22 protein-coding genes are annotated in these 22076 nt (G+C 53.9%); 20 read left to right on the top strand and 2 right to left on the bottom strand.

Going from position 1 to position 22076, the window contains the following annotated elements; translation table 11 throughout:
• The first annotated feature begins 34 nt into the window (after positions 1–34).
• The 13 genes from P156_RS0105015 (at position 35) to P156_RS12740 (ending at position 11485) form a co-directional block, all read left to right on the top strand.
• Complete coding sequence (locus tag P156_RS0105015) at positions 35–439, top strand: hypothetical protein (protein ID WP_027869191.1); 405 nt, start codon at positions 35–37, stop codon at positions 437–439.
• A gap of 205 nt (positions 440–644) precedes the next feature.
• Positions 645–1085: a hypothetical protein gene (locus P156_RS0105010; RefSeq protein ID WP_027869190.1), complete on the top strand. Its 441-nt coding sequence runs from the start codon at positions 645–647 to the stop codon at positions 1083–1085.
• Between the two features lie 2 nt (positions 1086–1087).
• Positions 1088–1399 (top strand): hypothetical protein, encoded by a 312-nt coding sequence (locus tag P156_RS0105005; RefSeq protein WP_027869189.1) that lies wholly within the window; start codon positions 1088–1090, stop codon positions 1397–1399.
• Between the two features lie 117 nt (positions 1400–1516).
• The gene (gene larE / locus P156_RS0105000; RefSeq protein WP_027869188.1) at positions 1517–2278 is read left to right on the top strand and encodes an ATP-dependent sacrificial sulfur transferase LarE; all 762 of its coding nucleotides are present in this window, start codon (positions 1517–1519) and stop codon (positions 2276–2278) included.
• Complete coding sequence (gene larB / locus P156_RS0104995; protein WP_027869187.1) at positions 2265–3017, top strand: nickel pincer cofactor biosynthesis protein LarB; 753 nt, start codon at positions 2265–2267, stop codon at positions 3015–3017. Before larE ends, larB begins: the two co-directional genes overlap by 14 nt.
• Before the next feature lie 3 nt (positions 3018–3020).
• Positions 3021–3437: a DUF3842 family protein gene (locus P156_RS0104990; protein WP_027869186.1), complete on the top strand. Its 417-nt coding sequence runs from the start codon at positions 3021–3023 to the stop codon at positions 3435–3437.
• A complete protein-coding gene (locus P156_RS0104985) occupies positions 3427–4164 on the top strand; it encodes a nitroreductase family protein (RefSeq protein ID WP_242838698.1) in 738 nt (245 codons plus the stop codon). Before P156_RS0104990 ends, P156_RS0104985 begins: the two co-directional genes overlap by 11 nt.
• A 413-nt stretch (positions 4165–4577) precedes the next feature.
• On the top strand, positions 4578–5627 hold the full coding sequence (hrcA, locus tag P156_RS0104980) for a heat-inducible transcriptional repressor HrcA (protein WP_027869184.1): 1050 nt from the start codon (positions 4578–4580) through the stop codon (positions 5625–5627).
• Complete coding sequence (gene grpE, locus P156_RS0104975) at positions 5620–6204, top strand: nucleotide exchange factor GrpE (protein WP_051600662.1); 585 nt, start codon at positions 5620–5622, stop codon at positions 6202–6204. Before hrcA ends, grpE begins: the two co-directional genes overlap by 8 nt.
• Before the next feature lie 26 nt (positions 6205–6230).
• Positions 6231–8129: a molecular chaperone DnaK gene (dnaK, locus tag P156_RS0104970; protein WP_027869182.1), complete on the top strand. Its 1899-nt coding sequence runs from the start codon at positions 6231–6233 to the stop codon at positions 8127–8129.
• 71 nt (positions 8130–8200) lie between these two features.
• Positions 8201–9367 carry a molecular chaperone DnaJ gene (dnaJ, locus tag P156_RS11635; RefSeq protein WP_034802247.1) on the top strand — a complete coding sequence of 389 codons (1167 nt, stop codon included), beginning with the start codon at positions 8201–8203 and terminating at the stop codon, positions 9365–9367.
• Positions 9368–9469: 102 nt separating this feature from the next.
• Complete coding sequence (fba, locus tag P156_RS0104960) at positions 9470–10408, top strand: class II fructose-1,6-bisphosphate aldolase (RefSeq protein WP_027869181.1); 939 nt, start codon at positions 9470–9472, stop codon at positions 10406–10408.
• A 123-nt stretch (positions 10409–10531) separates the two neighbouring features.
• A complete protein-coding gene (locus P156_RS12740; RefSeq protein WP_051600660.1) occupies positions 10532–11485 on the top strand; it encodes a polysaccharide deacetylase family protein in 954 nt (317 codons plus the stop codon).
• Between the two features lie 9 nt (positions 11486–11494).
• Here the strand turns inward: P156_RS12740 and P156_RS0104950 are convergent, their stop codons facing one another.
• Positions 11495–12097 carry a TetR/AcrR family transcriptional regulator gene (locus tag P156_RS0104950; protein ID WP_027869180.1) on the bottom strand — a complete coding sequence of 201 codons (603 nt, stop codon included), beginning with the start codon at positions 12095–12097 and terminating at the stop codon, positions 11495–11497.
• A gap of 198 nt (positions 12098–12295) precedes the next feature.
• Here P156_RS0104950 and P156_RS0104945 point away from each other — a divergent pair, with 198 nt between their 5' ends.
• From P156_RS0104945 to P156_RS0104930, 4 genes are all read left to right on the top strand, one after another.
• Positions 12296–13810 carry a sodium/proline symporter gene (locus P156_RS0104945; protein ID WP_027869179.1) on the top strand — a complete coding sequence of 505 codons (1515 nt, stop codon included), beginning with the start codon at positions 12296–12298 and terminating at the stop codon, positions 13808–13810.
• 10 nt (positions 13811–13820) lie between these two features.
• Entirely contained in the window at positions 13821–14624 is an 804-nt protein-coding gene (gene proC, locus P156_RS0104940; RefSeq protein ID WP_027869178.1) for a pyrroline-5-carboxylate reductase, read from the top strand.
• 56 nt (positions 14625–14680) lie between these two features.
• Positions 14681–15247: an NUDIX hydrolase gene (locus P156_RS0104935; RefSeq protein ID WP_027869177.1), complete on the top strand. Its 567-nt coding sequence runs from the start codon at positions 14681–14683 to the stop codon at positions 15245–15247.
• A 97-nt stretch (positions 15248–15344) separates the two neighbouring features.
• The gene (locus P156_RS0104930; RefSeq protein ID WP_185752142.1) at positions 15345–16481 is read left to right on the top strand and encodes a hypothetical protein; all 1137 of its coding nucleotides are present in this window, start codon (positions 15345–15347) and stop codon (positions 16479–16481) included.
• A gap of 504 nt (positions 16482–16985) precedes the next feature.
• Here the strand turns inward: P156_RS0104930 and P156_RS11625 are convergent.
• Positions 16986–18200: an AI-2E family transporter gene (locus tag P156_RS11625; RefSeq protein ID WP_051600658.1), complete on the bottom strand. Its 1215-nt coding sequence runs from the start codon at positions 18198–18200 to the stop codon at positions 16986–16988.
• Positions 18201–18386: 186 nt separating this feature from the next.
• Here P156_RS11625 and P156_RS0104915 point away from each other — a divergent pair, with 186 nt between their 5' ends.
• Genes P156_RS0104915 through P156_RS0104905 form a run of 3 tightly spaced genes read left to right on the top strand, consistent with a single transcriptional unit; the run spans position 18387 to position 22053 of the window.
• Entirely contained in the window at positions 18387–19145 is a 759-nt protein-coding gene (locus P156_RS0104915; RefSeq protein ID WP_027869174.1) for a DeoR/GlpR family DNA-binding transcription regulator, read from the top strand.
• Positions 19142–20074 carry a 1-phosphofructokinase gene (gene pfkB, locus P156_RS0104910; RefSeq protein WP_027869173.1) on the top strand — a complete coding sequence of 311 codons (933 nt, stop codon included), beginning with the start codon at positions 19142–19144 and terminating at the stop codon, positions 20072–20074. The genes P156_RS0104915 and pfkB overlap by 4 nt, the downstream gene beginning before the upstream one ends.
• Positions 20071–22053: a fructose-specific PTS transporter subunit EIIC gene (locus tag P156_RS0104905; RefSeq protein WP_027869172.1), complete on the top strand. Its 1983-nt coding sequence runs from the start codon at positions 20071–20073 to the stop codon at positions 22051–22053. The genes pfkB and P156_RS0104905 overlap by 4 nt, the downstream gene beginning before the upstream one ends.
• Positions 22054–22076 lie beyond the last annotated feature (23 nt).

Below are 22076 nucleotides of genomic sequence, written 5' to 3'. Positions count from 1 at the left end.
AATATGTAGTATAGTATATTGGGAGGAAACGATAATGAGCAAAGGAAAAAACAGAAACATGGGTTACAACCGTCAGTCTGGCGGATATCAGAGAAACATGCAGAAGCACTACATGAACCAGGAGGGGATCAAGCAGCCGAAGACCATGGATCCGAAGAAGTTCAGGATCATCGCCATCTGTGCCGGCATCCTCTGGGTCATCGCCTGCGTCCTGCTGTTTATCAATTTCAAATGGGCGGGGCTGATCCCCTGTCTGCTCGTAGGGGTTGCGGTAGTTGTCGGTGTATTTTTCTATTTCCGGCATAAGCAGAACGAGCTTCTCAGCTTCTACAAGAAGATGGGTATGACAGAGAAGATGTACATGGATCAGATGAAGCGCCGTGACTCCGATCCGAAGCACCTGGAGGCATATCGCAAGGCCTGGAGGAAGTCGAAGTAAGGATCGCAGGAGACGGGGATGCTGCAGGATGCATTTATTGACAACATCCCCCGATCCATTGTATAATAGTTGAGTAAACAAGCCAGGAAGGCTTGCAGGTATTAGAAGATACCATTCGTTATATCGTGTCATTGCACGTGATATTTGTCACCAGAAGGTGATTGGTTGGTATATTGTAATACGTGCAAGGTTAAGGAGGATGATTATGGCTTGTTTTTTAGTGCCTACCGTTGAGGCAGTTGTTCTGACAGTGGTGAACCGCCAGATCAAGAAGAAAGAGCAGTTAGGACTTCAGGCTGCAGGACCCGCAGACCCGGGAAAGGTCTACGAGGGGGATGCCGCAGAAGTGGCGGAACAGGGGGAGAACAGGATCCCATGGAGCCGCAAGATCGGCTGGCTGACCAACCTGCTGTGGGGCGGGGCTTTCCTGCTTCTGTTTGAACACGTCTGGCATGGGGAGGTGGTTCCCTGGCCACCGTTCCTGACGGCGATGAATAACGCGGCAGACACAGCGGAGATGCTTCATGAGATGAGTACCGTGGGTGTGACCATGGCGATCATCGTAACAGCTGTCTGGTTCGTTATGACTCTGGTGGCGGATGCTTTGTGCAAGCGGAGCAATGCCCTGGCCGAAGAAAGGAGGTAGTTATGTGTCTCATCATCACTACTTTCGCGGCCATCATCTCCACTATCGTGTGGTATGCGAAGGCACCGGATTTCACTTATAAGCTGGGGACACTGGCGCTGATGTTCTGGGGCGCGTCCCTGATGTGGTTGGGAGATGCCATTTTCTGTGTTGCAGAGGGCGAAGGATTCTTCGATCTGTCTGTAGATGATGCACTTCTGGGGATCGTGATCGTCATGATCGGCCTGATGGGATGGCTGGTGGTACTGCTGGCAAATGATCCAAAAGGCGTCATGTCGAGACTGGTTTCCCGGAAAACCTCCACAAAAGCATAATATACGCTTGGAATTGTCCGGCTTCGGCACAACGCCGAAGCCGGTTTTTCTATGTTGGCATTTTGGTGATTTTCGGGTATACTTATATTGTATTTTCAAATGCAAGGAGAAATCTGAATGACACTGCAGGATTTTTTTCAGCAGAACAACAAGGTTGCGCTTGGGTTTTCCGGCGGCGTGGACTCGTCCTACCTGCTGTGGGCGGCGATCCAGTATGGCTCCGATGTTCGCGCGTACTACATGAAGACCGCCTTTCAGCCTCAGTTCGAGTATGAGGATGCCATGGAACTGGCGGCACAGATCGGAGCAGAGGTCACGGTGCTGGAGCACGACATCCTGTCTCATCCGGAGGTGGCCTCCAATCCACAGGATCGATGCTACCATTGTAAGCGGCAGATCTTTGGCGCCATCTGCCGGGCGGCTCGGGAGGATGGCTATACCACCATCCTGGATGGCACCAATGCCTCCGATCCTGCGGAGGACAGGCCGGGGATGAAGGCTTTGTCCGAAATGAAGGTGCTTTCGCCACTCGCTCTCTGTGGCATCACCAAGCGAGAAGTGAGAGAACGATCGAAAGCAGCTGGCCTGTTCACCTGGAACAAGCCGAGTTACGCCTGTCTGGCGACCAGGATCCCCACCGGGGAGACCATCACAGAGGATGCGCTGGCCAGAGTGGAGCGTGCCGAGGACGTGCTCCGGGAGCACGGGCTGCGGGATTTCCGCGTGCGCAAGCGGGGAGAGACGGGGCTGATCCAGGTGCCGGAGGCGGAGATGGAGAAGGTGCTTGCAATCAGACAGGAGATCATCGAAGGGATCACCCCCTACTTTGGAGAGGTGGTCCTGGACCTGAAAGGAAGGGTAGCCTATGACGAGAAATGAGACCAGGGAGCTTCTGGAGAAGGTAGCATCCGGAAAGCTCTCGGTGAACGAAGCCATCAACGACTTGCGGATGGATCCCATCCGGGACATCGACATCGCCAAGCTGGATACTCATCGGGGACTGCGCCAGGGGATCGGAGAGATCATCTATGGGGCCGGAAAGACACCGGAGCAGATCGATCGGATCGCCCATGCGCTCTGGGAGGATGGACAGGAAACCATCCTGGTGACACGCATGAGCCAGGAGGCGGCGGAGTACTTTCGCAAAGACATCCCTTTTCAGTATTTTGAGGATGCCCGGGCAGCCGTTATCGGGAAGATGATCCCGGTGGATGCTCCGGGATATATACTGGTGATGACAGCGGGGACCAGCGATATTCCGGTGGCGGAAGAGGCGGCGATCACTGCGGAGACGCTCGGAAACGAAGTGCATCGGGTCTACGATGCAGGAGTAGCGGGGATCCATCGTCTGCTTAATCATACAGATGACATCATGAACGCCAGGGTCATCATCGCCATCGCCGGCATGGAAGGCGCCCTTGCCAGTGTGGTTGGCGGTCTGGCGGATTGTCCGGTGATCGCTGTGCCCACCAGTGTGGGGTACGGGACGGCCTTTGGCGGAGTGACAGCGCTGCTTGCCATGCTGAACTCCTGCGCCAGCGGGGTCAGCGTGGTGAATATCGACAACGGCTTTGGAGCTGGCTATCTGGCCAGCATGATCAACCATATGGAGGGATAGCGGATGCAGATCGTAGTGATAGACGGACAGGGCGGAAGACTTGGAAGAGAAGTGGTGGGTGCAGTACGCGATGCGTTCCCCGCCGCGGAGATCAAGGTCGTTGGGACCAACAGCGTGGCCACCGCGACCATGCTGAAGGCAGGTGCCAGCGAGGGGGCCACCGGGGAGAACCCGGCAATCGTGGCTTGTCGTCGTGCGGATTATATCATCGGTCCTCTTGGGATCGTCATCGCAGACTCTCTCATGGGCGAGGTGACGCCGGCCATGGCGCTTGCGGTGGCACAAAGCCCTGCGAAGCGCATCCTCATCCCGATGAATATGTGCGATAACCTGGTGGCTGGGGTAGACCGCCAGCCGGTTTCCGATCTGGTGTCGGACGTCATCACCAAGATAAGAGAGGAGTGTGACAATGTTCGGTAGAAAAAGCAAGGATGCCGCTCTGCTCCAGAGACAGACCGGTGAAGTGGAAGGGATGCCTGAACGTATGTCACTGATGGAGGCCATCGAATATCGGCATTCTGTTCGTAAGTATACAGAGGAGCCTCTGAGCCGTTCTCAATTTCAGGAACTGCAGGAGGCCATCACCCGCTACAACGAGGAGGGCGGGCTGCACATGCAGCTTATCACCAACGAGCCCAAGGCGTTCAGCACGTTTAAGGCGAAATACGGAAGATTCCAGGGGGTGCAGGATTACATTACGATGATCGGTCCCAAGTCTCGGGATCTGGACGAGCGCTGCGGGTATTACGGAGAGAAGCTGGTACTGCTGGCGCAACAACTGGAACTGAACACCTGCTGGGTAGGAGGGACCTACACCAAGGTGGACAGGGCGTATGACATCGGGCCAGGAGAGAAACTGGTGGCCGTGATCACCGTGGGACACGGGGCAGATCAGGGTAGCCGGCGCCGTTCCAAAAAATTTGAGGATGTGAGCCAGACAGATCGCCCGGCGCCTGACTGGTTCCGTCGGGGCGTACAGGCGGCACTGATGGCTCCCACTGCCATCAATCAGCAGAAGTTCCGGTTTTACCTGGAAGGGGAGACCGTGAAGGTAAAGGCCGGATTCGGTCCCTTCTGTAAAGTGGACAAGGGAATCGTCATCTGTCATTTTGAGATCGGGTCGGGGAGACAGCTCTGGAACAAGTAGGAGAGAGTAGATTTTTTTTAGAATAGGGGTTGACAGGAGACTCAACTTATGGCATTATAATGGTGGTTAGAGGTACTTAACCAAGGCCGCGGAAGCGGCCTGAATCAATAATGTTTTGTTAGATAAATTTAACTGAGTTCGCGGTCGAAAGACCACTCCAACCACATGGTGCAGTATCTCTGACCGATTCCTCTTTTGTGACATAGATATAAATGTCCATTCAATTTCAATAGTTCATCTAGCATGCAGCCGGCGGAAACGCCGGCTGTTTGCTTTGTCACAAGATCACCACATTCGCTCACCAAATTTACAAGAAAAACTATGAAAATAGTGTTGACATCCTGCCGAGAGAGTAGTACATTATATATAGTAATTAGCACTCCGTATAGGTGAGTGCTAACAAGGAGAAGGCAATGGAATTAACAGAAAGAAAACTGAAGATTCTACAGGCCATCATTCAGGATTATGTGAGATCGGCAGAACCGGTGGGGTCCAGGACTTTGTCCAAGAGACTGGATATGAGCATAAGTCCCGCGACCATTCGAAATGAGATGAGCGACCTGGAGGAAATGGGGTACTTGACGCATCCCCATACCTCGGCGGGTAGAGTCCCTTCCGACAAGGCTTACAGGCTCTATGTCAACAGCATGATGGGGCGGGTAGAGCCCACTCCGGAGGCGAAGCAGATCATTGCAGAGACCCTGAAGGCAGACATCGCTGAGTTCGACAAGACCATGCAGCATGCGGCAGCGCTTCTGTCGGAGATCACCAATCTGGCATCCTTTGCGGTGACGCCCAGCAAGCAGGAGGACAAGCTGAAGTATGTCAACCTGCTCCCGGTGGATCAGGACAGCGTAGTGCTGATGATCGTGGCAGAGAGTGGCAAGATCTCCAACACGGTGCTTCACATGAACGTGCCGTATACGGAGGAACAGTTGCAGATCCTGGCCAAGAACATCACCTATAACTACAAGGGGAGAACGATCTCCGATGTGCTGACGGGCAACATCATCGATGATTTCAACACAGACATCGAGGCCATGAACGCACTGGCGGACAGCATCATGCCGAACTTTATGCGGACACTTTCCGACATGCTGAACGTGAACCTGTATATGGATGGCCTTTCCAATATATTTGATATCCCGGAGTATATGGATCTGGATAGAGCGCGGAGTTTTATCTCGCTGTTCGACAAGCGGGAGAAACTCATGCAAAAGCTCATGAACCGGGGTGATGGAATGATCGTGACCATCGGCGCAGAGAATGCTGATGACGATATGAAAGACTGCTCGCTGATCACGGCAACGTATCATGTTGACGGGCAGATGGTTGGTAAGATCGGAGTGATCGGGCCGACGAGAATGAAGTACGGAGAGATCACTTCCATAGTGGAATATCTTACCGAGAATCTGAGTAACACATTTATGCTAAGAGGTGGTGAAGAAAACGACGATGGCTAACGAAGAAAGAGTAATGGATCAAGAGCAGGGCGTGGAGATCGAAATCGAAGACCCGCAGACTGATCAGGAAGCGCAGGATTCAGAAAGCGCACAGGCTGAGGAAGATATCAACGCAGGCGCAGAACCGGAACCTGAAGATGAGGCAACGGAACAGCAGGAGACTTCCCAGGAGGAAGAGAGCGAGCGATACATGCGTCTCATGGCTGATTTCCAGAACTACAAGAGAAGAGTAGAGAACGAGAAAAGCGATATCTATGCGTATGCCAACGAGAAACTGGTGACACAGCTTCTGGAGGTGCTTGACAATTTTGAGAGAGCGCTGGAGCACGAGGGTGAAGATGCAGGCTATGCAGAAGGAATGAATATGATCTTCAAGCAGCTAACGGATGTGCTGAGCAAGTCCGGGCTGGAGGAAATAAAGGCGCTGGGAGAGGATTTTGATCCCAACTTCCACAACGCAGTAATGACGACAGACGATTCGAACTACGAGAGTGGAAAGGTCACGAACGTCATGCAAAAGGGATACACACTAAATGGTAAAGTAATCAGACCATCTATGGTCATGGTCAATAATTAGGACAGACGACGAAAGGAGAGCAAATTATGGCTAAAGTAATCGGAATAGACTTAGGAACAACCAACAGCTGCGTCGCAGTACTGGAAGGCGGAGAGCCGACCGTTATCAACAACGCAGAAGGAAACAGAACCACTCCGTCAGTGGTGGGATTCGCCAAAAGTGGTGAGAGGCTGGTGGGAGAGACTGCCAAGAGGCAGGCTGTCACCAATCCGCAGAGAACCATCGCTTCTATCAAGCGCCACATGGGAGAGGATTACACTGTTGAGATCGATGGGAAGAAATACACCCCGCAGGATATCTCCGCAATGATCCTGAGCAAGCTGAAAGCAGATGCAGAGAGTTATCTGGGAGAAAAGGTCACCGAGGCAGTCATCACTGTACCGGCTTACTTCTCTGACTCCCAGAAGCAGGCTACGAAGGATGCCGGAAAGATCGCCGGTCTTGATGTGAAGAGAATCATCAACGAGCCGACAGCGGCTTCTCTGGCCTATGGCCTGGATAAGGAAGAGGGCAGCCAGAAGATCCTGGTCTATGACTTGGGCGGCGGCACTTTCGATGTATCCATCCTGGAACTGGGTGACGGTGTGTTCGAGGTACTGGCTACCAACGGAGATACCCATCTGGGAGGAGACGATTTCGACAACGCCATCATGAACTTCATGGCGGACAGTTTTGCCAAGGAGAACGGCGTTGACCTTAGAAATGACAATATGGCACTGCAGAGACTGAAGGAAGGCGCTGAGAAGGCCAAGAAGGAACTGTCCAGTGCACAGACCACCAACATCAATCTGCCTTTCATCACCGTGACGGATGCCGGCCCGCTGCACCTGAACATGGATTTGACAAGAGCCAAGTTTGATCAGCTGACAGCAGATCTGGTGAACCGCACCATCGAGCCGATGCAGAAGGCTATGGCAGATGCAGGTGTGTCCAACAGTGATATCGCCAAGGTCATCCTGGTTGGTGGATCCACCAGAATCCCGGCGGTACAGGATGCTGTCAAGAGAGTGACCGGCAAGGATCCGTTCAAGGGGATCAACCCGGATGAGTGTGTGGCTGTCGGTGCTGCGATCCAGGCCGGCGTGCTGACCGGTGAGGTCAACGACGTGCTGCTGCTGGACGTTACTCCGCTGTCCCTGTCCATCGAGACACTGGGCGGTGTGGCTACCAAACTCATCGAGAGAAACACCACCATTCCTACCAAGAAGAGCCAGATCTTCTCCACCGCGGCTGATAATCAGACCGCTGTAGACATTCATGTCATGCAGGGTGAGAGAGAGATGGCAGCAGGGAACATCACTCTGGGACGTTTCCAGCTCACCGGTATCGCACCGGCTCCGCGTGGGATCCCTCAGATCGAGGTAACCTTCGACATCGACGCGAACGGCATCGTAAACGTAAGCGCCAAGGATCTGGGTACCGGCAAGGAGCAGGCGATCACCATCACCTCCTCTACCAACCTCACCGATGAGGAGATCAACCAGAAGGTTAAGGAAGCGGAGCAGTACGCCGCTGAGGATGCCAAGAGAAAGCAGCAGGTCGAGGATCGGAACAAGGCAGAGACCCTGGTCTATGAGACCGAGAAGAACCTGAAGGACCTGGAAGGTAAGCTGGACGAGAGCGAGCGCAGCGGTCTGGAGAGTGCCAAGGAGGATCTGAAGGCAGCACTGGAAGCCAACAATCCGGATGACATCAAGGCCAAGACCGATGCATTGGAGGAGAAATTCCACGCGCTGGCATCCAAGATCTATCAGCAGCAGGGAGCCGCCGGAGCAGGTCCGGACATGAGCGGATTTGCCGGAGGAGCCGGCCCGAACATGGGAGGGGCAGCTGGTCCGAACATGGGAGGACAGGCAGGTCCTGCAGGCAACGATGACAATGTCGTAGATGCTGACTTCACTGTCGTCGATGATGATAATAAATAATAGCGTAGAATCAACGATTCACGGACGGGCGGCCTCGGCCGCCCTGTTCGTGATTAGAAGGAGAAGATGGAATGGCTGAGAAAAGAGATTACTATGAGGTCCTTGGTCTGAACAAGGGGGCCAGTGAGGAAGAGATCAAGAAAGCCTTCCGCAAGATGGCGCTGAAGTATCATCCTGACCGGAACCCGGGGGATAAGGACGCAGAAGAGAAATTCAAGGAAGTCAATGAGGCCTACAGCATCCTGTCCGATCCGGAGAAGAAAGATAAGTACGATCGGTTCGGCCACGCTGGAGTAGATCCAAACGCAGGCTTTGGCGGTGCTGGCGGTTTCGGTGGCGGCTTTGGCGGTTTCGGTGGGTTTGAGGATATCTTTAGCGACCTGTTTGGCGGTGGAGGCGGCTTCGGCGGCTTCGGCGGCTTTGGTGGTGGAGCGGCCAGACGAAATGCTCCGATGAAGGGGAGAGATCTGCAGAAGGATCTGACCATCAGTTTTGAGGAAGCAGCGTTCGGAACAAAGAAATCTATCCGTATCACCAAGTACGTGAAATGCGAGACATGCAACGGGGAGGGGACAGCAGAAGGCACCAGAAAGAAGACCTGCCCCAAGTGCGGTGGTTCAGGCCAGGTGCGTACGGTCCAAAACACACCGTTGGGCCGGTTTCAGAGTACCACACCGTGTCCGGATTGCGGTGGGAAAGGCACGATCATTGAGACACCTTGCCCAGACTGCCATGGAAGCGGTAAGGTCAGGAAGACCATCACCATCAACGTGGACATTCCGGCCGGTGTGGACAACGACAGCGTGATCCCCATTCGGGGGCAAGGAGATCCGGGAGAGAACGGCGGACCCAACGGCGATTTCTACGTGGTCATCTCCGTCAAACCGCACGAACTGTTCCGGCGTGACAGGGACAACCTCTATATCGATATCCCCATCGGCTTCCACCAGGCAGCCTTGGGGGATGAGATCACCGTGCCGACCCTGGACGGCAAGGTCAGCTACAAGGTGCCGGCCGGTACACAGCCGGGAACAGTGTTCCGCCTGAAAGGAAAGGGCGTTAAGAACGTACGGACCGGACGTATGGGTGACTTGTACGTGAAGGTGCAGCTGGAGGTGCCTACCAAACTGAACGCTTCCCAGAAGAAGGCCATCCGGGAGATGGGCGAGAAGGTGGGAGCAGACTGCTACAAGAAGAAATCCGGTTTTGCACAGAAAGTAAAGGAGCTGTTCTCCTAGTTCTCTTGCGTATTATACGGGATTTGTGTATAATAAAGTCAGAAAACAGTCTGGCGGCATCGGCCGCATAGAGAGGATCATACGGAAGGAAGGTAGATAACTATGGCTTTAGTAACCACAACCGAAATGTTCGAGAAAGCGTATAATGGCGGTTATGCGATCGGAGCATTCAACGTCAACAATATGGAGATCGTACAGGGTATCACCGAGGCAGCACAGGAGGAGCGCGCACCGCTGATCCTGCAGGTATCCAAGGGTGCCCGTGCCTATGCCAACCACACCTACCTGGTCAAGCTGGTAGAGGCAGCGGTGCAGGAGTGCCCGGATATTCCGATCGCACTGCACCTGGATCACGGTCCGGATTTTGAGACCTGCAAGGCCTGCATCGACGGTGGATTTACTTCTGTCATGATCGACGCTTCCTCCAAACCTTTCGAGGAGAACATCGAGATCACCCGCGAGGTGGTCGAGTATGCGCATAAGTACGGTGTAGTCGTAGAGGCTGAGTTGGGCACTCTGGCTGGCATCGAGGACGATGTAAACGTGTCTGAGGAGGATTCCTCCTACACAAAGCCTGAGGAAGTAGAAGAGTTCGTGACCAAGTCCGGATGTGACTCCCTGGCCATCGCGATCGGAACCAGCCACGGCGCATACAAGTTCAAGCCGGGAACCAAACCGCAGCTGCGTTTCGACGTGCTCCACGAGTGCGAGAAGAGACTGCCGGGATTCCCCATCGTTCTGCACGGCGCATCCTCTGTTCCGCAGGAGTATGTGCAGATGATTAACACTTACGGCGGAAACATGCCGGGAGCCATCGGCGTTCCGGAGGATCAGCTGAGAGAAGCTGCCCGTTCCGCTGTCTGCAAGATCAATATTGACTCTGACCTGCGCCTGACCATGACAGGTACTATCCGCAAGTACTTTGCGGAGCATCCGGATCACTTTGACCCGAGACAGTACCTGAAGCCGGCTCGCGCCAACATCAAGGAGACTGTACGTCACAAGTTGATCGATGTTCTGGGCTGTGCCGGCAAGGCATGAGACCGGATATGACTGCTTGATAGGATCAGATAACCGCGCCTAGCAATTTGCTTGCCTGGGCGCGGTTTTTGTGTGGCGTTCTTCTGTTGTTGTGTGGTACAATATTAACAGGGGGAAATGAATATGGCTGAATACGATTCGATAGAGAGGCGCAGAGAGCGCAGAGAGAAGAAGCAGAAGCACAGGAGGATCCTGAAGATCGCGGGACCTGTCGTGTTGCTCGTTCTGTTTTTTGCTATAGGGCTCATAGTGACCCACGATAACTATGAGGCAGTACCGGAGCATGCGCAGCTGGCGGTGGTGAAGGCATCGGCCGATCTCTACGAGAAGGATGATACCGGGAGCAAGGCGTTGAAGAAAGTGCAGTTCGGTGACAAACTATCTCCGGAAGGCTACTACAAGGGATGGTACAGGATCGATCTTGAGGATGGAAAGGCCTTTGTGCGCAAGGCGGATGTTGTGCAGTTTGACCAGAAGATGAAGCACGTTGCCCTGACTTTTGATGATGGACCCAAGGCCGACACCACCAGGAAGATCCAGAAGGCGCTGCAGGAAAACGGTTGCCGCGCTACCTTTTTCCAGATCGGGAAGAACATAAACGAGAAGAACGGAAAACTCCTGAGGAAAGGGAGTAAACTAGGGTTTGAGTACGGCAACCATACCAACAACCACAAGGACCTCACCAAACTCTCCGAGAAGAAGATCCGCAAGCAGCTGGCCGGTACTGACCGTAAGGTGAGGAAATACACTGGCCACAAGACCACTCTGGTTCGCGTACCCTACGGAGATTACAATGACAAGGTACTGGCTGTCATTGGACGGCCCAACATAATGTGGACGCTGGATACCAGGGACTGGGAGCAGCGTAACACAAAAAAACTTATTAAGGTAGTCCGTAAGAAAGTGAAGGATGGACAGATCGTGTTGTTGCACGAGATCTATGATTCCACGGCGGATGCCGTCGATGCCATCTGCAAGGACCTGAAGGAACAGGGGTTCGAGGCTGTGACGGTGACTGAGCTAGCCGCCATCAAGGGAACCAGGCTTATGGCAGGAAAGTCCTATGAGGGATTCTAATTTGATGTGTCAAAAAGAACCGTCCCCTTTGACACACAGGCCCTTCAGGAATAGGGGCAGCAGTTGGTTGGAGTACTGGTAGAGAGAGTAGTTGCCGCCGGAGAGGCACCACTCGTACATCATACCGCGTTCGAACATAGCGTAAGCCCGCATGATATCATTGACACTCAGGTCGTCCCGAAAGACGGCCTGTTGTTGTCCTTCGATGGCGATACGACGCAGGAGTCGGTAATAGGTGCGATCCGGCTCGAGCAGGTGCTTTTCTCCCTTGGTGATGAGCTGCGCAGCGAAGAGCTGGGAGAGCATGGTTACGGACACTGTATTCTCGATCATCAGAAAGAGTTCCTGGTTCATGGTCAGGAGTTTGTCCAGAGGGCTCAGGGAAGGATCCAGAGTCTCCTGCAACTCATCGTATTTCTCATCGAATAGATAGGAGAGAGATCCCAGCAGAGCATCCTTGGACTCAAAGTAATGGTAAAAGGAGCCCTTGGAAGTGTGGGAGGCTTCCACGATGTCATCGATGGTGGTGTTGTCATAGCCGTATTGATAGAAAAGATTCCAAGCTGCAGAAACGATGCGGCTTTTTGTTTGCTTTCGGGCAGGTTTTTTCATAGAGCCTCCTGTTTATATTCTGGTACATAATATTATATATAATTCAGTCTACTACATAAATATTGAAAATTCAATAGAATTACACGATAATATGGAATATAATTTAATTTTAGTCTATAATTTAGTCGATATTTATATCTGTTGAAAAGGGTGGTACAATGGATGAGTGCTATTATGCACAGGAAAGGAAGTTGTTATATGAACCTAGAAATTATTGTCTTTATTCTGTATTTTGTAATCCTGTTCTTCGTCGCGATCGCTTTCTTTGTGAACGGAAGCAACAAGAATCAGAAGGATTTCTTCCTGGGCGGCCGCAGCATGGGCCCCTGGGTCACAGCCATGTCGGCACAGGCTTCGGATATGTCCGCCTGGCTGTTGATGGGGCTGCCGGGTTCCATCCTGGCCTTTGGTTTCGGCCAGATCTGGATCGGCATCGGACTGGCTCTGGGCACTGCGGCCAACTGGATCTTCTGCGCCAAGAGACTCCGTGAGTTCTCCAAGGCGGCAGGGGATTCCATCACAGTACCGCAGTACCTGACCAATCGGTTCGCCAGTGAGAAGAAGACCCTGCAGGTGGTCTGCGCCTGCATCTTCCTGCTGGCCTTCACCATCTACGTATCCTCTGCTTTTGTGGCCGGCACCAGCGTGTTCACCATGCTTTTCCCCGGCATCAACGAGCGTTCAGCCATGATTCTGTTTGCGCTGATCATCGTAGGATACACCTTCCTGGGAGGGTTCAAGGCGGTCTGCTGGACAGACTTTTTCCAGGGGATTCTGATGCTGATCGCATTGCTGGCGATCCCCATCATCGTGGCGACTACGTTTGATCTGGATCACTCTATGCTGGAGAAGGTTTATGAGTACACCGATGCCGCTTCTGGTGAGGTGGTGAGCTGCAGCTTCGGCACGGGACTGTTCAGCGCCAGCTGGCAGGATATCGTCTCCGGACTTGCCTGGGGATTGGGGTATTTTGGCATGCCCCATATCATCGTTCGTTTCATGTCCATCGAGAAACCCTCGATGGTTAAGAAATCTGCCGTCATCGCCATCGTTTGGGTGGTGCTGTCCATCGGCGCGGCCTGCCTCATGGCTTACCAGGCCAGAATGATCGTGGCAGAAGACCTGCTGACCACAGGTGCGCAGAAGACCGTGTTCATCGTTATGGCACGGCGTTTCTTCCCGCCGGTGATTTCCGGATTCCTGCTGGCCGCGATCATGGCGGCGTCCGTTTCCACAGCGGATTCCCAGCTCCTGGTGGCCTCTAGCTCCTTTACCTCTGACATGTACAAGCCCATCTTTCGTAAGGATGCCACAGAAAAGGAGGTCCTTTGGGTAGGACGTATGGCAGTCATCATTATCGCTGTCATCGCTTTTGTCATCGCTTCTTCCAAAGGGGCAGGAGCGCAGGCTATCATGAATCTGGTGGAGAATGCCTGGGGCGTATTTGGTGCGGCTTTCGGACCGGCCATCCTGCTGTCTTTGTTCTGGAGGCGTTTCAACTACGCCGGTGCCTGTGCGGGAGTGATCTGCGGGGCGGCTGTGGACATTCTTTGGCTGATGTTGCTTAGCGGGACAGGAGTCTATGAGATCCTGCCGGGCTTTGTGGCAGGTGGGATCGTCGCGATCATTGTGACGCTGCTCACACCGGAGCCGTCCAAGGAGGTCACGGATATCTACGACAGGGCCATCGCAGAGGGAGTTGCTGAGGAGTAAGGAGAAAACTATGCGTATTGGATTTATCGGATGCGGCGCCATGGGAAGCGCGATCATAGGTGGTATTGTCGCAGGCGGAATCTGTGGCCCGGAGGAGATCATGGGCGCGGATGTGAATGCGGAGACCCGGGAGAGGGCCGGCGCACGTCATGGGATCATGGTTACGGAGTCGAACAAAGCCGTGTTTGACTGGGCGGACTATGTGTTTCTGGCAGTGAAGCCGCAGTTTCTGGCAGGATTGATCGAGGAGATCGCCGAAGATGTCCGGGAGGAGCAGGTGATCATCAGTATCGCTGCGGGATGGAGTCTTGATAAGCTCGGTGAAGCTTTCGGACGCCCGGTGAAGCTTGTGCGAGTGATGCCTAACACCCCGGCCATGGTAGGCGAGGGCATGTCTGCTGCATGTGCAGGGGAAGGTGTAGCGGAAGAAGAGATGGAGCAGGTGATGGCACTGCTGTCCGGGTTCGGAAAGGCACAGCAGGTGCCGGAGTCTCTTTTTGACGCTGTGATCAGTACCAGCGGCAGCGGACCGGCCTATGTGTACATGTTTATCGAGGCTTTGGCAGATGCAGCGGTAATGGAAGGAATGCCGAGAGCGCAGGCCTACGAATTTGCCGCCCAGACGGTGTTGGGCTCGGCCAAGATGGTGTTGGAGACCGGCCTGCACCCCGGGGCGCTGAAGGACATGGTTTGTTCTCCGGCAGGCACTACCATCGAGGCGGTGCGTGTACTGGAGGAGAAGAACTTCCGTAGCGCTGTGATCGAAGGAGCCCATGCAGCGGCAGAGAGATCACGGGAGATGCAGAAGAAATAGACGGAATGGAGGCGGCCTGTTTCGGCCGCCTGTTTTAAAGGCAAGGAGAGGACGACATGGAATTCAAAGGACTGAAGAAGGTGAACGAAGGTCGCTTCATCACTCGTTACGATCTGGACTACGAGACCGTGGATGGGAAACCCAAGACCTATGAAATGATCAGCCGGCGCAGTGATCTTGTTGGTCTGAAGGACCTGGCTGGGTCTCCAACGGACTCTGTGGTGCTGATCATGACAGATGAGAGCGGTGAGCGGATCCTTCTAAATCGCGAGTTTCGTATGCCGATTGGACGGAACATCATGAATTTCCCTGCAGGTCTGATCGATCCTGGTGAGGGGGTGGAAGAAGCCGGGCGCAGGGAGCTCAGGGAGGAGACCGGCCTGGAGATCATCTCCATCGATGACGTTCTGCGCGACAGTTTCTCTGCTATCGGTTTCTCCAACGAGAAGAGTGTCTGCCTGATCGGGCGTGCGGCAGGGGAGTTCACCCGCAGCACCTCGTCAGAAGAGGAGATCTGGGCGGGTTGGTATACCAGAGAAGAGGTCCGAGCTCTTCTGCGACGGGAGGACTTCTCCGCAAGATCCCAGGCCTATTGCTATATGTGGGCGAAGAGCCAGAGATAAGAAAGATAGAAATTGTGAGAAAACGGTTATTTTCAGAACAGACAGATAGTGGTATACTAGTAATATATTCATCTATCATGCGAAGGAGGAAAGTATGATGTTAAAGAGAAAGTTTGTCGCTCTGGCAGTGTCCGTCGCCATGGTCTTCACTGTGCTGTCCACGGGGGCGGCGTTTGCAGAATCGGAGACTCCGGCGGGGGAGGAACTGACAGGTAACGTCCAGTCCGTTGAAGTTCCATCCGATGCGCTTGAGAGCGGAACAGAAGCATTGCTGCAGGGGGAGATCGCAAGCGGGGGATCCACATTGCAGGCACCGGATATCAACAGGGTGAAGAATCCGGTCATGACCAGTGATAACACCGCCACCGTGATCGTGCCGACTCAGGCGGTCCTGATCATGTATTATACCGGAGGAACGCCGGAGGTGAAGCGCGGAGATGCCGCGCTTACGGTACGGGATTACGCATCACAGACAGTGAGCGGCACCAAGGTGTACATTCGCACCTACCAGGTGAGCAAGGGCTCCTATACGGCGAAACGTTCTTATGGAAATGGGGTCATGGGCTTCCAGTATGCGCCTGCTACAGGGGCGACCCTGGCGAACAACAAGGCGTACATTGCAGGGAGTTACAATGATGGACAGACTCTGTTCTACCGTGTTCAGGCTTCTGCCAATGGGACCATCCGAGTAAGCACACGGGGCGAGTTGAGTGATTACTCCATGTACAAGGTGAAGCTCTTCAATGCCGCCAAGAAGCCTCTCAGCAGAGGATGGGAGACATTGTATCGGAGTGACAATTACTCAACGGTGTACGGTGTCAGGAAGGGGACCTATTATGTAGGGATCATCCCGTATGGCTCTTCCCATAGTTCCGTGTACGACGTGGCCGCCAAGTTCACCAAACGTCCTATCGATGCTGCCGGCGCCAGCAAGAAGAAAGCCAAGAAGATCAAGCAAGGCCAGACCAAGCGTGGCATGGTATTCATCGGCGAGAACAAGGTGTACTGGTACAAGCTTAAGCTGAAGAAGAAAAAGACCGTCCGTATCGTCACCGGCGGTGAATTCGGAGAGGGTGGAGACAGGTACGGCACCCTCAGATATGAGATGATCTATAAGGCCGGAAAGGTGAAATACCTCAGCAAGGATCGTTATCAGCTGAAGAAGGGCAAGTATTACTTCAAGATCTACAAGACTGGTAATGCCAACGGGTATTACACCTTCAAAGTACAATAGACAATAGAATGACAAGGGGTTGTCTCAAATGATATACTCCCTCTATAAGAAAAGTGAAACAAAAGAACTGTTATCATGGAGGGGGCGTATCAAAAGAGGCAGCCCCTTTAGTCTGTGGACAAAGCCGTGTTCACTCGGAAGTGACATCCCAGTCAGTGACATCCTGACTGGACTTGGATTCCACCGTTTGAATTCCTTAATATTTAAGGATTGGCCAGATCTGAAGGAATGCCTGAAAAAACTTCCTTGGAAACTCCGCTTTGTGCAATTCTGAAGGAAAACTACTCGGTTCAATGCCCTGAAATACAGGGTGGTTTTCCCATTTCTTGAAGTCTCCCCCAGTCACAATGCTTTGTGAGAGACAAGAATTCCTTTTCCCCGAGAGGACCTGTTTCAAGATTTTTTTTTCGACGATTCCTTCAGAATTTGCGAATGGCAATTTTACAAGGAAAAGGTTGCGATGGAACGAGAAACCCGGCGCTGTCAGCGCCGGGTCTTTCTTTGTCACAAAGCACTGTCCTCGGGTGGATCGACAGGCAAGGACATCCCTCGCTTCTCTGCGATGTGGTTCAGGATCCGCTCGAACTGGATCTTCAGCACAGCGCCTACAGGCACACTGACCACCATGCCGATGACTCCGCCGAAGGCACCGCCAATCAACAGGCAGCAGATCACCAGAAGTGGGTGGACTTCCACGCTGTCGCTGAGGAGTTTGGGGTTGATGATGTTGCCGTCGATGAACTGGAAGATGCAGATCATGACGGTGGCGATGATCAGCATCCGGATGTCACCTGCCAGCAGACAGGAAGCGATGGTACAGACGTAGGCAACGAAAGCACCCACGTAGGGGATCAGATTGCCGATGCCGGTGACGATGCCGATGACCACACCATAGGGCACGCCCACGATGGACAGTCCGACAGCCACCATGAACGCCAGGATGAGTGCATCCAGGAGTTGGCCTTTGATGTAACTGGAGAAGACCTTGTCGGTGTCATCCACAACCGTGTGAAAGACCCGGTAAAAATGCTTGCTGGAGATGGTCTTCAGGACGCCGTCCCAGTAATTCTCCAGATTTCGTCCGTCCAGAAGGAAATAGATCGAAAAGATCACGCTGAACATGAGGTTGGTGAGGAAGCCGGTCAGGCTGGCGGCAAACCCCACCAGAGCGGTTCCCGCCGAGGCAGAAACAGAGCCGACGGCAGAAGCGAGCTTCTTCAGGTAAGCTGTCAGGTCCTCGGAACCTACGGGCATCTTGTCGATCCACTTCTGCAGACTGTCCTGGATACCGTTCAGGTTGTCCGCCACGATGGTCATCAGGTTACCGAAGTCGTCAAAGTTCACGGTCCGGATCTCCTTGGTGATGGAGACGATGAGCACGAGCAGCGCAGCCAGGAGCACGGCAAGTACGATCAGGTAGGTAGCCAGAGTAGCCAGGGTATTGGTGAGTTTGGGACGGGTTTGCAAGAGGGATATCCGGATGAATCTGCGCTTCAGGAACTCCACCATCGGCCGCAGGATATAGGCGATGGCGAAGCCGCCGACGATGGGCACAAAGATCACCTTCAGGAAGGAGAGGGCCCTGCCAGTGTATTGCAGGATGTCATCCCCATGGTCGAACATCTTGACCAACAGGTAGATGATGGCGCAGGTGAAGATCACGTACAACGAGATCTGGGTGTAGCGCGGGTTCATATGTGGTTTCTTATCTGGTTTCATAGGTGTCCTCTTTCTGGTTTTCTTTCTTATGGATTATCATCGCATTTTTTCTTCGTTTCGTCAATGGCATTCATTGAAAACGGGCGATGATAAAAAATGACTAAATATGACTGAAAATTGGGAATTGTGATTGACTTTGAACATTTCTGATGGTAAACTGGAAGCAGGTAAAGCGAGGAGGCGGATATGCTACAGTACGAACGATATGCGATCATACTGAATCAGTTGAAAGAACAACAGTCGGTGACGGTCAACGAGCTATCGAAGGTACTTCAGGTGAGCGAGTCTACGATCCGCAGGGACATCACAGATCTCGACAACGCGGGGCGCCTCCGGAAGGTGTTTGGCGGTGCCGTTGCTATCAGTGAGGGCCCCAGAGTCCAGCTGAAGGATATGGCGACCAAGGCGGCAAGCTTTGTGCAGGAGAAGAAGGCGATCGCCAGATACGCAGCGAGTCTGATCGAGGATGGAGATTACGTATTTCTGGATGCAGGGACGACTACAGGCGCCATGATCCAATTCCTGGATAATAAGACAGTCACCTATGTCACCAACGCAGCCAGACATGCGCTGGCGCTGGCGGAACGTGGACTGATGGTCTATCAGATCGGTGGCAGGATGCGACAGGAGACAGAGTCCATCATCGGTTCCGTGGCGGTGGAGAATATCAGGAAATACAATTTCAACAAGTGTTTCATGGGCACAGACGCTATCGACATTCATCGGGGGCTGACTACCTCAGAGATGGAGGAGGGGATGATCAAGACAGAGGCCATTCGACACGGGCTTCAGATCTACGTCCTGGCCGATCATAGCAAGTTCGATCAGGTAGCACAGGTCCGGTTCGGCTCACTGGATGCAGGAAAGATCATCACCGATCGGGAGCCCAAGACGAATTACAGGAAACTGTCGGAAATCATCATAGCAAAGGAGGAGCGAGCATGATCTACACAGTAACGTTCAACCCGGCTATCGACTACATCGTACACATGGATAACTTCCGGGCAGGATACACCAACCGGACGGTTCGGGAGGAGTACTACTTCGGTGGCAAGGGGATCAATGTATCGACGATTCTCGGCAATCTGGGGATAGAGACCACGGCGCTGGGCTTTGTCAGCGGATTCACCGGAAAGGCGCTTGCCCGGGGGCTGGAAGAACAGGGGATGCAGACCGATTTCATTGAGCTTGCGGAAGGGTTCACCAGGATCAACGTCAAGATCAAGGATGATGGCGCACAGACGGAGAGTGGAGATTTCAACCGGAGTGAGACTGAGATCAACGGGCAGGGGCCTACGATCGGGCCGGAGGCGGTAGAGGCGCTGTTCGCGAAATTCGACCAGATAGGGCAGGAGGATATTCTGGTGGTGTCCGGATCCGTGCCGGCCTCCATGCCAGATGACATTTATGAGCGGATCATGCAGAAGACCTCCGCAGCCGGGATCGTGACGGTGGTGGATGCTACCGGCAGCCTCCTTCTGAAGGTACTGCAATACGGGCCGTTTCTGATCAAGCCTAACAACGATGAGGTTTCCGAGATGCTCGGCAAGCGCCTGGAGACCACAGAGGAGATCATCTGGGGGGCGAGAGAACTCCGGAAGATGGGGGCGCGGAACGTGCTGGTCTCCAGAGGGTCCAAGGGGGCCGTGCTGGTGTCCGACAAGGATGAGGTCATCACAGCCGATGCCATCAAGTGCGAGGCTGTCAATACCGTAGGAGCCGGTGATTCCATGGTCGCCGGATTCCTTGCGGGATATATGAAGACAAAGGATTACTCTTATGCTCTGAAGCTGGGGACCGCAGCGGGGGCTGCCACTGCTGCCGCACCGGGACTGGCCTCAGGGGAAGAAATCGAAAGGATGTTAAGGAAATGAAAATCAATGACCTGTTGAAAGCCGAATCGATCACCATCGATGCCGGCGCGACCACCAAGGAGCAGGCGATCGAGATGATGATCGACCTGCATGATGCGGCCGGGAATCTGGCAGACAAAGCAATCTACACCGAGGGTATCCTGGCCAGAGAGGCCCAGGGAACCACCGCCATCGGAGAGGGGATCGCCATCCCGCACTGTAAGACAGATGCTGTGAAACAGCCAGGCCTGGTGGCTATGACCGTTCCTGAGGGTATCGACTACGGTGCTCCGGACGGACAGCCCTCCAACCTGCTGTTCATGATCGCGGCCCCTATGGATGGGGATCTGCACCTGGATGTGTTGGCGAAACTGATGACTTTGCTGATGGATCTGGATCTCAGAAAGCGTCTGCTGGCGGCTGGGTCAGGACAGGAATTCCTGGACGAGCTGAACAAGGCAGAGGCAGAGAAGTTCCCGGAGGAAGCAGAGGCTGCAGAAGAAGAGAAGGATACAGCCGCAAAGGCTGAAGAGGCGGGCTACCGCCTTCTGGCCGTCACCGCCTGCCCCACCGGCATCGCTCACACCTATATGGCTGCAGAAGCGCTGAATCAGAAGGGAGAGGAGATGGGGGTCTCTATCAAGGTTGAGACCAACGGCTCCGGAGGCGCCAAGAACGTACTCTCCGCTGAGGAGATCCAGAACGCAGAGGCGATCATCGTGGCTGCAGATAAGAACGTGCCCATGGCCCGTTTCAACGGCAAGAAGGTCCTGATTACCAAGGTGGCAGACGGCATCAACAAGCCGGAAGAACTGATCAACAGAGCGCTGGCAGGGGACTGCCCTGTGTTCGACAGCGGATCTGAGGCTGGCAATATCGAGGCGGATGAGGATGAGAGCATCGGACGGAAGATCTATAAGGATCTGATGAACGGCGTTTCCCATATGCTCCCCTTCGTCATCGGCGGAGGAATCCTGATCGCGCTGGCGTTCCTGATCGACACTATCGCGGGAGCACCCAGAGACGGCGATTTCGGTACCTATACCGTAGCGGCCGCGTATTTCAAGACCATCGGCGGATATGCCTTCAGCTTCATGCTGCCGGTACTGGCAGGTTTCATCGCTGAGAGCATCGCGGACAGACCGGGCCTGGCGGTAGGCTTTGTGGGCGGATTCATGGCCACCACCGGAAGCACCTTTGCAGAGGTTGGCGGTGACGCGGCGGCCGTATCCGGATTCCTGGGGGCGCTGCTGGCCGGATTTGCAGGTGGATATATCGTCATCCTGATAAAGAAAGTGTTTGCATGGCTGCCGGACACCATCGCCAGAATGATGCCGGTGCTGATCATTCCGCTTCTGGGCGTGTTCCTAATGGGCACCTTCATGTGCGCGGTGAACCCCATCATGGGTGCTATCAACAACGGCTTGTCCGGGGCGCTGGGCTCCATGAGCGGTTCTACCTCTGTCCTGCTTGGATGCATCGTGGCCGGCATGATGGCCATCGATATGGGAGGCCCCTTCAACAAGGCGGCGTACGTGTTTGGTGTCGGTATGCTGGCAGAGGGCATCTATGATGTCATGGCCGCTGTCATGGTTGGCGGCATGATCCCGCCGATCGCCATCGCGCTGTCCACCACCTTCTTCAAGAACAGATGGACCAACAACGAGCTGAAGTCCGGCCCTGTGAACTACATCATGGGACTTTGCTTCATCACAGAGGGCGCGATCCCCTATGCAGCAGCAGACCCGCTTCGGGTGATCCCATCCTGCGTGATCGGATCTGCAGTAGGCGGCGGACTGTCCATGCTCTTCGGATGCCAGTTGATGGCACCTCACGGCGGCATCTTCGTATTCCCGGTCGTTACCAACGTGCTGGGGTATATTGTGGCACTGGTTGCGGGTGCAGCAGTCGGTATGGTCATGCTGGCCATCTTCAAGAAAAAGAAATCTGCTGAGGAAATGAACGACAAAGGTAATGCAATCGGACTCGTTTTGGAGTAGAATAGAGGTAACTAATAATCTGA

The sequence above is a fragment of the Eubacterium sp. AB3007 genome (genome assembly GCF_000688015.1).
GTDB lineage: Bacteria > Bacillota > Clostridia > Peptostreptococcales > Anaerovoracaceae > Aminicella.
This window is presented reverse-complemented; position numbering and strand designations above follow the sequence as displayed.